12 protein-coding genes are annotated in these 13657 nt (G+C 55.8%); all 12 read right to left on the reverse strand.

The features are described 5' to 3' along the window. Positions 1–153: 153 nt before the first annotated feature. Entirely contained in the window at positions 154–1041 is an 888-nt protein-coding gene (locus NH461_RS12955; protein ID WP_261600751.1) for an alanyl-tRNA editing protein, read from the reverse strand. Positions 1042–1117: 76 nt separating this feature from the next. Continuing rightward, the gene (gene der / locus NH461_RS12960; protein ID WP_261600752.1) at positions 1118–2611 is read right to left on the reverse strand and encodes a ribosome biogenesis GTPase Der; all 1494 of its coding nucleotides are present in this window, start codon (positions 2609–2611) and stop codon (positions 1118–1120) included. A 179-nt stretch (positions 2612–2790) separates the two neighbouring features. Beyond that, positions 2791–3948: an outer membrane protein assembly factor BamB gene (gene bamB, locus NH461_RS12965; protein ID WP_261600753.1), complete on the reverse strand. Its 1158-nt coding sequence runs from the start codon at positions 3946–3948 to the stop codon at positions 2791–2793. A gap of 12 nt (positions 3949–3960) precedes the next feature. Continuing rightward, a complete protein-coding gene (locus NH461_RS12970; protein WP_261600754.1) occupies positions 3961–4572 on the reverse strand; it encodes a YfgM family protein in 612 nt (203 codons plus the stop codon). A gap of 13 nt (positions 4573–4585) precedes the next feature. Further along, positions 4586–5854, reverse strand: coding sequence for a histidine--tRNA ligase (gene hisS, locus NH461_RS12975; protein ID WP_261600755.1), 1269 nt, complete (start codon positions 5852–5854; stop codon positions 4586–4588). A gap of 101 nt (positions 5855–5955) precedes the next feature. Then, on the reverse strand, positions 5956–7071 hold the full coding sequence (ispG, locus tag NH461_RS12980; protein ID WP_261600756.1) for a flavodoxin-dependent (E)-4-hydroxy-3-methylbut-2-enyl-diphosphate synthase: 1116 nt from the start codon (positions 7069–7071) through the stop codon (positions 5956–5958). A 14-nt stretch (positions 7072–7085) separates the two neighbouring features. Beyond that, on the reverse strand, positions 7086–8060 hold the full coding sequence (gene rodZ / locus NH461_RS12985) for a cytoskeleton protein RodZ (protein ID WP_261600757.1): 975 nt from the start codon (positions 8058–8060) through the stop codon (positions 7086–7088). After that, positions 8050–8805, reverse strand: coding sequence for a type IV pilus biogenesis/stability protein PilW (pilW, locus tag NH461_RS12990; RefSeq protein WP_261600758.1), 756 nt, complete (start codon positions 8803–8805; stop codon positions 8050–8052). Before pilW ends, rodZ begins: the two co-directional genes overlap by 11 nt. 105 nt (positions 8806–8910) lie before the next feature. Continuing rightward, positions 8911–10032: a bifunctional tRNA (adenosine(37)-C2)-methyltransferase TrmG/ribosomal RNA large subunit methyltransferase RlmN gene (locus NH461_RS12995; RefSeq protein WP_261600759.1), complete on the reverse strand. Its 1122-nt coding sequence runs from the start codon at positions 10030–10032 to the stop codon at positions 8911–8913. Positions 10033–10426: 394 nt separating this feature from the next. After that, a complete protein-coding gene (gene ndk / locus NH461_RS13000) occupies positions 10427–10855 on the reverse strand; it encodes a nucleoside-diphosphate kinase (RefSeq protein ID WP_261600760.1) in 429 nt (142 codons plus the stop codon). Between the two features lie 71 nt (positions 10856–10926). Continuing rightward, a complete protein-coding gene (gene pepB / locus NH461_RS13005; RefSeq protein WP_261600761.1) occupies positions 10927–12204 on the reverse strand; it encodes an aminopeptidase PepB in 1278 nt (425 codons plus the stop codon). A gap of 78 nt (positions 12205–12282) precedes the next feature. Continuing rightward, positions 12283–13566: an aminopeptidase PepB gene (pepB, locus tag NH461_RS13010; RefSeq protein WP_261600762.1), complete on the reverse strand. Its 1284-nt coding sequence runs from the start codon at positions 13564–13566 to the stop codon at positions 12283–12285. Between the last annotated feature and the right edge of the window lie 91 nt (positions 13567–13657).

Here is a 13657-nt window from a genome sequence, read left to right on the forward strand (position 1 = left end):
ATAACCTTGCACTTCCGGTCAAATGCTCAAGATCAAGCAGGACCTAAAATCAGATCAACCCTAAAAACCAGTGGTTCTGAACCGGAAAACCCCAACATTTCCGGACTGCTCGCCTCGATAAAATTCGGGTTTCTCTCGGTCCGCAGAAGGGAGTCAGGCTTCATCAGCGGCTGCCGTTCTGGTGATCATCACCAACTCCTGCTCTTCCTTGAGCTCAAAACTGACCGTGATACGGGCATAATCCGCCAACGAACGCACATGCGTGCCGCCGCAAGGGATAGTGATCAGGCTCCCCGGGATCAGCTCACATTGCCAGTAGCGCGAATCCGTCAGAGCCGGACCTTCGCAACGCATCGTGACCGCCGCGCCGCCTTGCCGCCAGGTTTCCAGCAACACATTGACCCGCTCAGCGACGGCATCCAGTTGCTGGATCAGATCGGCGCTATTGAGACCGCGCTTACGCAGGGTCTTGCCGAGGCGGTAGGTATCGGTACTGCAATCTTCAGTGACCCGGCTTTGCGTCTGCGCATAGCCGTGAAAGTCATAATGGCCGAGCTCGTCTTTGCGCGAGGCATCTTTACGCCAGAAGTCTTGGTGGAGCACCTGATTCAGGGCCAGAGATGACAAATGGCCGGCGCTGTGACCCCGGCTCAGGGCCTGCTGGTAGGTCACATCCACCTGCAGCAACGCCGACTCACCCGGCTGGGCTGTTACGGTTTCAGCGATCTGGTGCACCACCACAAACACCCAACCCGGCTCATTGCGCTTGACCGGGATCGCCTGATCGACAAACAGCTGACCGGAGGCCAGCTCAACGGCGCCGGTATAACAGCCGATCACCGGATAAGCCACCCCGGCGATGTCACACGTGCCCCGATCTGCCGGATGATCCGGCCAGATATGGCTTACCGGATGAAACGGGGTCTGATCAGTGACCAGCCAGGTACCGCCAGAAGTGGCGGCAACACAAACTTGCAGGATCGCCGGAGCCTGTGTTTGATGATCGGCAAACAGGACGTGGGTTGCGGTCACGGGAAACATGCATTCTCCTCTAAATAGTCTCGAATTTTGGGTATAAAAAACCCAGCCGAAGCTGGGTTTTCATACCGGGATACAATTATTTGTCTCGGTTCTTCAGGGCCGTGGTCAAACGCTTGCGTTGACGTTCCTGAGAAATGGTCAGTTTTTGCTTCTTGCCTTCGAACGGGTTCTCGCTGCTCTGGAACTGAATCCGGATTGGTGTCCCCATCATTTCCAGCGACTTACGGTAATAGTTCATCAGATACCGCTTGTACGAGCCCGGCAGCTCATGCACCAGGTTACCGTGGACCACGATGATCGGCGGGTTATAGCCCCCGGCGTGAGCGTACTTCAGTTTCACCCGGCGACCACGCACCATCGGCGGCTGGTGATCGTCCTGCGCCATCTGCATGATACGCGTCAGCATGGATGTGCTGATCCGCTTGGTTGCAGACTGGTAAGCTTCCTTCACCGACTCATACAGGTGGCCGACACCAGTGCCGTGCAGCGCCGAAATAAAGTGGATCCGGGCAAAATCAACAAAGCCCAGACGGCGGTCAAGTTCTGATTTCACCCGCTCTTTGACTTCGTTATCCAGACCGTCCCACTTGTTGACCGCAATCACCAGTGAACGACCGGCATTCAGCGCAAAGCCCAGCAGGCTCAGGTCCTGATCCGAGATATTCTCCCGTGCATCAATCACCATCAGCACCACGTTGGCATCTTCAATCGCTTTCAGGGTCTGGATCACCGAGAACTTCTCAACCGCCTGGTGCATATTCTTACGGCGGCGGATCCCGGCGGTATCGATCAGGACATACTCCTGCCCTTCACGCTCCATCGGAATGTAAATCGAGTCACGGGTGGTTCCCGGCATATCGTATACGACCACGCGCTCTTCACCCAGGATGCGGTTGGTCAGGGTCGATTTACCGACATTCGGACGGCCGATAATCGCCATCTTGATCGGTTGCTCCTGCAGACGCTTGTAAGCCGCTTCCGCATCCGCTTCCGACAGGTTGGCTTTCTCGATATCTTCAACCGAAGTCAGATCTTCGATTGCAATTTCATCCCCGTCACCGGCCTGTGCCTTCAGCGTTTCGGCAAACGGCGCCAGTGCGCGCTCCATTAGCGCCGTCACGCCACGGTTCTGGGCTGCGGCGATCTGGTACATGGCATCCATCCCCAGTTGCCAGAACTCGGCACTGGCACTGTCGGCATCAATCCCGTCGATCTTGTTCACCACCAGGAACGTCGGCTTGTCACGGCTGCGCAGGTGCTTGGCAATCGCTTCATCCGCGGCCGTCAGACCGGCGCGACCATCGACCAGAAACAGCACCACGTCTGCTTCTTCAATCGCAGCCAGCGATTGCTCTGCCATTTTAGTTTCCACACCATCTTCGGTGCCGTCGATACCGCCGGTATCGATCACAATAAATTCGTGCTCTTCGAGCTCAGCTTTACCGTACTTACGATCCCTTGTTAGGCCAGGAAAATCTGCAACCAGCGCATCCCTAGTCCGGGTAAGACGGTTAAATAGCGTCGATTTACCCACATTCGGGCGCCCGACAAGGGCAACAACAGGAATCATAACTACCTCTTACTTTTCATAGTCTTAATGACATATTCTTCCATTCATTCTTGCCTCCAGCGGCCTTTTGGCCCCCTTCATCCGACAATAATATAGGGAATGGATATAACGATAACGGCTCCTGACTGTAGACCACAGCAGGAGCCGGCATTTATTCTGGCGCGTATTATAGCGGCAATTTAAGGCATTTGCATTTTGTTCATTCGGCCGTCACGGGTGATCACCAGATAGCCATCTTCCAGAACAACCGGCGGGACGGCAATACCACTGCCATCGGTCTGCTGCTGGGCAACAAACTCACCGCTCATCGGATCCAGCCAGTGCAGATAGCCTTCACTGTCGCCCAACACCACATAGCCGTTGATCAACGCCGGCGCACTGAGCAGTCGGTATTCCAGATCCGGATTCTGCCACAGTTCCGTGCCGCTGCGGATATCCACCGCCACCACATGATCCTGCTCGGTCACCAGATACAGCTGGCTGCCGTCAATCACAAAATCTTTGGCCGAAGAATAGCTGCGTTTCCAGGCGGCCTGCCCGGTCCGCAGTTCAATCGACACCAGGTTGCCGTTATAGCCCACGGCGTACAGACGATCGCCGGCAATCACCGGCGAAGCATCAACATCCACCAGGCGATCGATCTCGGTTCCGCCTTTCGGCGAGCCGATCGGCTGTTGCCACAGCATCTGACCGGTGTTCATCAGCGCACCTGCCAGACGGCCATTGGCCTGCCCCCAGAAAATCCCGCCGGAGATCGAGACCGGGGCGCTATCACCACGCAGGGTCAGGTTCGGGACTTCGCTACTCAGTTGCCAGGCCGGTTTGCCGGTATCCGCATCCAGGGCCTGCAACACGCCGCGCCCCGTATTGACGACCACCAACCCTTCATCGACCAGCGGTTTCGCCAGCACTTCACCTTCAACTGGTGTGCGCCAGGCGATCTCGCCCGTCTCTTCATCCAGGGCAATGACTTCCCCGTTTTCAGAGCCGATAAACAGCTTGCCGTAAGAGAGGGAAATCCCGCCAGCCAGTTTGGCGGTCACATCCGCTTCCAGATCCTGCTCCCAGAGCACACTGCCGTCTGCCGGGTCCAGCGCTTTCACGACACCGTCGCGGTCTGCAGCGAACACCTTGCCGTAACCCACGGCAGGTTTCAGGACGGAGAAATAGTGTCCCACCCCTTCTCCGACAGACTGTGACCAGAGTGACTGCGGTGTGAAAGCACTCTCAACCTTCGGCAACGGGGCCATCTGAATAGTATCTTCCTCACCGGCACAACCCGCCAGTAATGCGGTCGCCAGGACAACTGAGACGGCTTGCTTCCATACCTTCTGCATACGTCTCAACCTTTACTGTGCCAGATCGTCAAGTTTGATCTGCAGTGCCGGTGATGCGCCCAGCTGCTGTGACTGAACGTAAGCTTCGCGAGCAGCGGTAGTATCCCCTTTCTCCAGCAGGATATCGCCACGTAGCTCAGCCACTTTCGCCAGCCAGCCTTGCGCCGTCACTTTATCCAGCTCGGCCAGCGCCGCATCATGTTGCCCCATTTGGGCGTGCACGCGGGCCAGACGCGTCTGGGCAATCGGCAGAATGGCTTCATCCTGAGTATGGGCAATCACCCAGCTCAGTTGCTCGGCCGCTGCATCCAGTTTCTCCAGGTCAACCAGAGATTTGGCCAGCTGAAGGGCCGCCAGCACGGAATATTGGCTGCCTTCATGTTCAGTGATAAACGCCTGAACCAGGGCAACGCTGGTTTCAGGGTTGCTTTCCAGGCTGGTGATTGCCTGCGTGTAGGCTTCCGAAGCCTGCTCTTTCGCGGCCTGAATTTCACCTTGATAGTAGCGCCAGCCCCACAGGCCACCCAGACCAATAACGGCACCGAGGATCACGGCTTTACCGTTCTCTTTCCACCATGCTTTGATCTGTTCGACCTGCTGTTCTTCTGTGATGTTGACGTCCACTTCCTGTCCTCTCTTAAATCAATTCTGCCAGCTTCGCTGCCACTTCGTCCTGTGACATGGTGATTTGCTCGCCACCCCGCAGATCTTTCACCACCACGCTGTGAGCGGCAATTTCATTCTCGCCCAGTACCAGCGCCACTGCCGCACCGACATTGTCTGCACGCTTGAACTGCTTCTTGAAGTTCCCGCCGCCAAAGTGCGTCATCACGCGCAGGCCCGGAACCAGTTCACGCAGCGTCTCAGCCAGTTTCATACCGGCCATCATGGTGCCTTCACCCGCGGTGACCATGTACACATCCACCGGACGACGTACATCGGTCAGCTCCAGGGTCTCCATCATCAGTACCAGACGCTCCAGGCCCATGGCAAACCCGACGGCCGGAGTCGCTTTACCGCCCAGTTGCTCGACCAGACCATCGTAGCGGCCACCACCACAAACCGTGCCCTGGGAACCCAGGCTCTCGGTGATCCACTCAAATACGGTGCGGTTATAATAATCCAAACCACGCACAAGACGTTCATTTACTTGGTATTCGATACCCGCAGCGTCTAATAGTTCACACAATCCGGCAAAATGTTGCTTAGATTCTTCGTCCAGGTAATCAGACAGCTTCGGTGCATCGCGCAGAATTTCCTGAATCGCCATGTTCTTGGTATCCAGCACGCGCAGCGGGTTGGTGTGCATACGACGTTTACAGTCGTCATCCAGCACCTCGACATATTGCTCAAGGAAGGTCACCAGGGCCTGACGGTAGTTGGCACGCGCTTCCAGTGAACCAATCGAGTTCAGCTCCAGGCGAACATGTTTATCGATCCCCAGCTCACGCCACATGCGCGCCGTCATCATGATCAGCTCCGCATCGACATCCGGACCGTTCAGACCGAACACTTCCACCCCAAACTGGTGGAACTGGCGGTAGCGGCCTTTCTGCGGACGCTCATGGCGGAACATCGGGCCGGTGTACCACAGACGCTGCTCCTGGTTGTACAGCAGACCGTTCTGGATCCCTGAACGAACACAACCGGCTGTGCCTTCCGGACGCAGGGTCAGACTGTCACCATTGCGGTCGTCAAAGGTGTACATTTCCTTTTCAACTACATCCGTCACTTCACCGATGGCCCGACTAAACAAATGGGTCGACTCAACGATCGGCATCCGGACTTCGCTGTAGCCGTATGCGCTCACAACTTGTTTGATGGTAGTTTCCACTTTTTGCCAAAGCGGAGATTGCGATGGGAGGCAGTCGTTCATGCCTCGAATAGCTTGAATTTGTTTCGCCACGTTGATTCTCGTTAACCGATGGGGAATGGAGTTGAATATATAGGTTCTTGCGGAAATAAGAAACCACACCCCGGGTTCAGGGTGTGATTTCGGGTATTTCTCTATTTTTCCGTAATCTGGATGCGATTGTTCAGATCGAGCATCGCAGCCTTAGCACGGATTTTTGTTTCGAGCTGATCAATCACATTGTCGTTGTCGAACCGCTCTTTCTGACGAACGCCATCTTCATAGAAGGCACTCTTGCGGTTACCGCCGGCGATGCCCATATGCGACACTTCCGCTTCGCCCGGGCCGTTGACGACACAACCAATCACCGATACATCCATCGGGACCGTGATATCTTCCAGCCGTTCTTCCAGCTCGTTGACCGTCCCGATCACATCAAACTCCTGACGGGAGCAAGTCGGGCAGGCAATGAAATTGATCCCGCGCGAGCGAATGCGCAGCGATTTCAGAATATCAAACCCGACTTTGATCTCTTCGACCGGATCAGCGGCCAGGGATACACGCAACGTATCACCAATGCCTTCTGCCAGCAGCATGCCCAGGCCGACCGCAGACTTCACCGCTCCGGCGCGGGCACCACCGGCCTCGGTGATCCCGAGGTGCAGCGGTTGCTGAATCTGCTGTGCCAGCTTGCGGTAGGATTCCACCGCCAGGAACACATCCGACGCTTTCACACTCACCTTGAACTGGTCAAAGTTGAGACGGTCTAAAATTTCGACATGACGCAGCGCCGATTCAACCAGTGCATCCGGCGTCGGCTCACCGTATTTCTGCTGGAGATCTTTTTCCAGCGAGCCGCCGTTGACCCCAATCCGGATTGGGATGTTGGTGTCACGCGCGCAGTCAACCACGGCACGGATCCGATCTTCACGGCCGATGTTGCCCGGGTTGATCCGTAGGCAATCGACGCCGTATTCCGCCACTTTCAGCGCAATTCGGTAGTCAAAATGAATATCCGCCACCAGCGGGACATTGACCTGTTGCTTGATCAGCTTGAACGCTTCGGCCGCGTCCATGGTCGGCACGGAGACACGAACAATATCGGCCCCCACCGTTTCCAGCGCTTTGATCTGCGCAACCGTCGCGTCGACATCCGTTGTACGCGTATTGGTCATCGACTGAACAGCAATAGGGGCACCATCGCCAATCGGAACATTCCCGACATAGATCCGGGTAGACTGGCGACGTTTAATTGGAGACTCGTTATGCATTACATTCACTCTGTTTACTGCGGCAGCTTGAATCGCGCGACTTTTCCGGCCGGGTACTGACTCAGATCAACCGGCTCACCTTTATAGCTAATTTTAACAACACTTGGCGCACCTAGCACCAGCTTATAGGGTTCTGCGCCTTCTAAATTCAGCACATCGCCGGATTTCTTAATCCCGGTTTCCAGTCGCTTGCCATTGGCATCCCGGATATCGATCCAGCAATCACCACTGAAGGTGAGCTGCAGATCGGCAGTGATCGCTTCAATCACCCGTGCCGGCTCGGCTTCTTGCGCGGCGGTTACCGCCTGAGCATCAGCCAGGTCCCCGGCATCGCCGTCGGCGATCACCGGCATCGACGGCGCATCAAAACTGGTGACCGGCGCCGGCTCTTCAACCTGAGTGACGGCTTCAGAAGCCATCAGATCCGAGGCGCTTCCCGTCTCCGTCAACACCGGCTCTTCGTAGTCGATCCCGGCCATTTCAGCATCAAGGCTGCCCTCGCCATTGGCACCGGCCAGGCTCTCATCCAGCGGCTGGGTCTGCTGCTCAGCATATTCCAGGGCATCCGGTTCCATTTGCAGGCTCTGCCACCACCAAACCCCCGTCATGCCGATAAACACAATCGCCAGGGCCCAGGTCAGGCGCATAATGCGATTGTCATGGGCTTCGCGCTTTGTCCGGCGGGAAAAGCTCTGCATTTCATGGTTTTCAGGCTGGGCATGCCCTTCCTGATCCAGACGCGCTAAGACTTCTCGCTCATCCAGGCCAACAAATTTGGCATAAGAACGCACATAGCCACGTGTAAACGTGGCCAGTTGCGATTGTTCAAACTTATTGTCTTCAATGTCATTGATCACCGAGAGGCGCAGCCTCAACCGGCTGGCAATATCCTTCTGTGAATAACCAAGCTGCTCACGCGCCTGACGTAGCATATCCCCCGGGCGAATGACTTCCTCTGTTGAGATCTCTTCGTTCTGTTCAGTATTCATTGGCTAGATATTTTTGATATTGCTGTGAGTTTGGATACTTCTGCCCAAGCAGTTCAACATACTGCGCCGCCGTGTCCGGGCGACCCGCTTGAAGTTCAAGCTGGTACAGCAGCCACAAACTGTCTGCCTGGTAACCGTATCGCTGATTAAACTTTAACAGTCTGGCACGCGCTTCTTTCACATTCTGCGCATCCATCTCCAGCCGTGCCAGCTGCAAAATAGACTTCGGACGATATGGATCGTACGCCAGAGCTTTGTGAAAGTAATCCCTGGCCTGTTGCCCGGCGCCGTTTTTCAGGCTGCAAAACGCGGCATTTTCATAACTGGCCGAAGTCTGGTGATAATCGGGTTGTTTCAGCGCTTTTTCAAATGCCGCAATCGCCTCATCATAGCGTTGCTGGCTGCACAAAAACACACCGTAGTTATTCTGCATGTCACCGTTTTTCGGCGACTGACGCAATGCCCGCCGATACATCGCCTCTGCGGCCTCCGGCTCATCAACCTGCTGATAATAATAGGCCATGGCGCCCAAAGCCCGATCATAGTTCGGTGCAAAGTCGAGGGCTTTTTCAAGATTATCACGGGCACGCTGCCATTGCCCAGCTTTTAAATAATTCAGGCCAAGGGTGACCCTGGCCTCAGAAGCTTCAATGTTATCAACACGTTGCAGGCTTCCAGTTTCATCAATCGTGACGCAGCTCGCCAGCACACCGCACAATAACGGGTACACAATCCATCGTACCATAACATCCCCATCTGATATCCACGCGCTTCACTGCCCGGTCCAAGCGACCGGGTCTCTAGGACTTGGTCTCAACTACCGGATCTCTACCTGCGAAGCGCACGGCTATTAGACTGCTTTAACAGGGATTTGTTCACCTTTGGCCTGTTTGGCCAGCGTCCGTTTCGTGCGGTCAATCACATCTCCCACCAATTGTCCGCATGCCGCATCGATATCATCACCACGGGTCTTGCGCACGGTCACGGTGAAGTCGTACTCCATCAGAGTTTTCATGAAGCGGTCAATCCGCGAGTTGCTCGGCTTCTTGTACGGCGAGCCCGGATACGGGTTGAACGGGATCAGGTTAATCTTGGCCGGGGTATCACGCAGTGTGTGCGCCAGCTGACGGGCGTGTTCCATGTCGTCGTTGACATGATCCAGCAGAATATACTCCACCGTCACCCGGCCGCGGTTGGCATTGGAAGAAGCAATGTAGTTGCGCACCGATGCCAGGAAGTCATCAATATTCCAGCGATCATTGATCGGCATGATTTCGGAGCGAAGCTCATCCGTCGGTGCGTGCAAAGAGATCGCCAGCGCCACGTCAATTTTGCCGGTCATCTGATCCAGACCGGAAACAACCCCGGAGGTCGAGACCGTCACGCGACGCTTCGACAGGCCAAAGCCCAGATCGTCGAGCATCAGTTCCAGCGCCGGGATCAGGTTTTTCATATTCAGCAGCGGCTCACCCATGCCCATCATCACCACGTTGGTGATCGGACGGCGACCGGTTTCTTTCTCAACCCCGATCTCTTTGGCAGCACGCCATACCTGGCCGATGATTTCCGACACCCGCAGGTTACGGTTAAAGCCCTGCTGCGCGGTTGAACAGAATTTACAGTCCAGCGCACAGCCAACCTGGGAAGAGATACACAGGGTGGCGCGATCATCTTCCGGGATATACACGGTTTCAACATCCTGATCACCGACACGCATCGCCCACTTGATGGTGCCATCTTGTGAGTGCTGCGCTTCCGAGACATACGGCGCACGAATTTCGGCCACCCGCTTGAGTTTCTCACGCAGCTTCTTGTTGATGTTGGTCATCTGGTCGAAGTCGTCACAACCGAAATGATAAATCCACTTCATTACCTGATCAGCACGGAACGCTTTTTCGCCCAGTTCGTCGGCGAAATACTGACGCAAACCCTTGCGATCGAAATCCAGCAGATTTGTTTTGACTGTTGTCATCGGTTGTTGCCTCACTAAAAAATGACTGTTGATGCGCCTTGGCAACCAAGTGTAGGGGGTTGCATGGAACAGGACGATTCAAGGCGCGAAATTGTACAGCCTTTGCATCCCGGTTTCCACTTGTTAACCTGAATACCAACCTGAATCAATATCTGATCATTTTTCATGGCTAACATAACCCACAGCTGCGTTGGGAATTTTGTAATTAGGGCCACTAGTTACGGCAATTCCCGTCTTGCATTTGGCCATTTTCTCTCATGAAAAAACAGCCCATCTAGTGAATCAGGTTGGTATAGGATTATTGTAGCGAAGCGGCGGTTTTCGGCAGGAAAATAAAACGGGAAGCCAAGGCTTCCCGTTAATCACTTGTTGCGACTAAATTTCAGCCACCCGCTTAGCCGCGCGGGCAAATTTCATCATCGGCAAAGAAATACGCAATTTCGCGTGCCGCTGACGTCGGGCTGTCAGAGCCATGAACGGAGTTGAAGCGCATGCTCTCGGCATAATCGGCGCGGATAGTCCCGCACGCGGCTTCTTCTGGATTGGTTTTCCCCATCAGTTCACGGTAACGGGCAATCGCATTATCCCCTTCCAGGACCTGCACCATCACCGGCCCTGAGGTCATGAACTCAACCAGTCCGTCGTAGAACGGCTTGCCTTCATGCTCGGCATAGAATCCCTGGGCTTTGGCCGCATCCAGATGCAGCATTTTCGCTGCCACAATCTTCAGACCAGCCGTTTCAATGCGCTGGTAAATCGCACCAATCAAATCACGTTGTACAGCGTCAGGCTTAATAATCGAGAGTGTTCTTTCAGTTGTCATTATTGTTGTTCCTTTGAATCAGTTCATCACTGTCAGGTGAGTCAGCAGGCCGTCAGGACCTGCTTTCCCCATTACAACAGCATTGCCGCAATGTTGGCAATACCCAGACCGGTCGCCCCGGCCGCCCAGCGGCTGTCCGGTGCATCCCGGAAACAAGAGGCCAGGTCGAAGTGGATCCAGCGGCTTTGCTCTGTATCGACAAAACGGGACAGGAACGCGGCTGCGTTCGACGCACCGCCCATGCCGCCGCCTTTCTGCGCCCGGCTGTTCGCGGTATCCGCGTAGTATGACGGACAGTTGCCTTGGTGCCATTTCTCCAGCGGCAGCGGCCAGGCCGGCTCATTGACCAGCTCAGACAACTGTTGCGCCTTAAACAGCAGCTCACGATCCATCGAGAACAGCGCATTATAGTCGGTGCCGACGGCCATCATAGCCGCCCCGGTCAGGGTCGCTGCGTCGATGATCAACGGCGCGTGAGTTTCACTGGCCGCAATCAGGCCGTCTGCCAGCACCAGGCGTCCTTCCGCATCCGTGTTGACGACTTCGACGGTCAACCCGTTCTTGTACGTTAACACATCTCCCAGCTTGTAAGCGTTACCGGCGACCATGTTTTCGGCACAACATAAGATCAACTTCACACGTTGACGCAAACCTTGCTCAATCGCATAGCCCAGCGCCGCCGTAACCGTTGCTGCGCCGCCCATGTCACACTTCATGGTGACCATACCGGCACTGGGTTTGAGGCTGTAGCCGCCCGAGTCAAAGGTAATTCCCTTACCGACCAGGCAAGCCGAGACCGGGGCATCGGCGTCGCCGGTCGGGTTGAAGTCCAGGGTCAGCATCACCGGCGGACGGCTACTGGCGCGGCCCACACTGTGGGTCCCGATCCAACCGTGTGCCAGCAATTGCTCGCCGATCAGCAGCTCGTGACTGACCTTGTCACCGGCAATCGAAGCCAGATATTCAATCGCTTCCGCGGCCAGTTTTTCCGGATACATCTCTTCCGGGGTGGCGTTCACCACTTTACGGACCCAGTCGTTGCTGCGGCGACGGGCATTGAGCAATTCCAGTTCATCTTCGTCAATTGATGCCCACTTCAGTGTCACCGGCACTGAAGTGGCGGCAAAACCACAGTAAAAGCTCCACTGGCGCTCGTAGCTCCACCCCTCGCCTTCCAGGCTCGCCTGGGTCGCGCCCTGAGCCTGTAGCTGACGCGCTGCCTGCTGGATACGACGCAGCGGGAAATCACCGCTGAAATGAATGGTCGCGCGCTCGCCCTGATAAGAAATCAGCGCATTGCTGCCCCATACGCCATTGCTCGGCTCCGCCGAAAGTTGCACTGTTAACATTGGTTACCCTTGTTTGTTTCGATGCAGGGCACCGCCTGCGAACGGTGCCCTGCGATTGATTCCATGTCGATTCGACGCTTACTGGCAAATGATATTGGCCAGGGTCCGTACCCCCATCCCGGTTGCTCCGGTGCCCCACATGTCGTTGCCGCTCTTGCGGTAGGTGCCGCTGGCATCAATGTGCATCCAGCCTTGCTGGTAATGGTCGACAAAGTACGACAAGAATGCAGCGGCGGTACTGGCTCCCGGCATGAAGTCACCCATGGAGACATTCGACAGATCGGCAAAGCTCGATGGCATCATCTCGCGGTGGTTTTCTGCCAGCGGCAGCGGCCACAGGCCTTCATTTTCGGCCGCCGCAGCCTTCAGGGCTTTTTGCGACAGCGCCTGATCAAAGCTCAGCAGCGCATGATAGTCGTTGCCCAGGGCATTTTTCGCCGCGCCGGTCAGGGTGGCGCAGTCAATGATCAGCTTCGGTTTCTGCGCGCTGGCGTAGATCAGGCCGTCTGCCAGCACCAGGCGTCCTTCGGCGTCGGTATTGAGAATTTCAACCGTCGTCCCGTTTTTATAGGTAATGATATCGCCCAGTTTGAACGCGTTGCCCGAAACCATGTTCTCGGCACAGCACAGGATCAGCTTAATGCGCTTGTTGGTCCCACGGGCAATGGCCAGTGCCAGGCCACCGGTTGCCAGCGCTGAGCCGCCCATGTCCGCTTTCATCGCCGACATCCCGGCCGACGGCTTCATGCTGTAACCGCCCGAGTCAAAGGTGATCCCTTTACCGACCAGGCACGTGTGGACCGGTGCGTTAGCATCACCGGTCGGGTTATAGTCCAGGCGCAGCATCGCCGGCGAACGCTCAGAGCCACGGCCGACCGTATGGGTGCCGTTCCAGCCTTCGTCGAGCAGATCATTACCTTTGATAATTTTGTACGTGACATGGTCCGGCGCCAGCGACTTGATGAATTCACCGGCACGAGCGGCCAGTTGTGACGGACGGACAATTTCAGCCGGCTGGTTGATGATCTCACGGACCCACTCGGTTGCGGTCAGACGCGCTTGCAGCTCTGCTTCATCGGCTTCGCTCAATCCGCTCCAGCTCACTTCGTTGCCTGGCTTGGCATTGCGATGACCCTGGATGAATGCCCAAATCGCTCCCAAATCCCAGCCTTCACCTGCCAATGTCACCTGCTTAATCCCCTGGCCGTCCAGCTTGCGGCCGGCGCGTTGGATAGCGATCAGCGGTTGGTTTCCGTTCAGGTGCACGACCGCGCCTTCGGTGTTAAACGTCAGCAGGGCATTGTTGCCCCACTTCTCTTCGGCAGCTTCCCGGGAAAGAAAAACAAACATATTGGCAGACATGAATTACTCCTTGAGTTCTGTGCTTCACCACCCGTCCATTGCGGTGTGGCAAAACCCTATTGTCGGACGCACCAGCAGATACGCTGACTTC

Source organism: Photobacterium sp. TY1-4 (genome assembly GCF_025398175.1).
In the GTDB taxonomy this organism is placed as follows: domain Bacteria; phylum Pseudomonadota; class Gammaproteobacteria; order Enterobacterales; family Vibrionaceae; genus Photobacterium.

Excerpts from the sequence above, each read along its gene's own strand:
- NH461_RS12995 (WP_261600759.1), bottom strand. The coding sequence starts at position 10,032 with ATGACAACAGTCAAAACAAATCTGCTGGATTTCGATCGCAAGGGTTTG.
- pilW (WP_261600758.1), bottom strand. The coding sequence starts at position 8,805 with ATGGTACGATGGATTGTGTACCCGTTATTGTGCGGTGTGCTGGCGAGC.
- bamB (WP_261600753.1), bottom strand. The coding sequence starts at position 3,948 with ATGCAGAAGGTATGGAAGCAAGCCGTCTCAGTTGTCCTGGCGACCGCA.
- ndk (WP_261600760.1), bottom strand. The coding sequence starts at position 10,855 with ATGACAACTGAAAGAACACTCTCGATTATTAAGCCTGACGCTGTACAA.
- pepB (WP_261600761.1), bottom strand. The coding sequence starts at position 12,204 with ATGTTAACAGTGCAACTTTCGGCGGAGCCGAGCAATGGCGTATGGGGC.
- pepB (WP_261600762.1), bottom strand. The coding sequence starts at position 13,566 with ATGTCTGCCAATATGTTTGTTTTTCTTTCCCGGGAAGCTGCCGAAGAG.
- NH461_RS12955 (WP_261600751.1), bottom strand. The coding sequence starts at position 1,041 with ATGTTTCCCGTGACCGCAACCCACGTCCTGTTTGCCGATCATCAAACA.
- rodZ (WP_261600757.1), bottom strand. The coding sequence starts at position 8,060 with ATGAATACTGAACAGAACGAAGAGATCTCAACAGAGGAAGTCATTCGC.
- der (WP_261600752.1), bottom strand. The coding sequence starts at position 2,611 with ATGATTCCTGTTGTTGCCCTTGTCGGGCGCCCGAATGTGGGTAAATCG.
- ispG (WP_261600756.1), bottom strand. The coding sequence starts at position 7,071 with ATGCATAACGAGTCTCCAATTAAACGTCGCCAGTCTACCCGGATCTAT.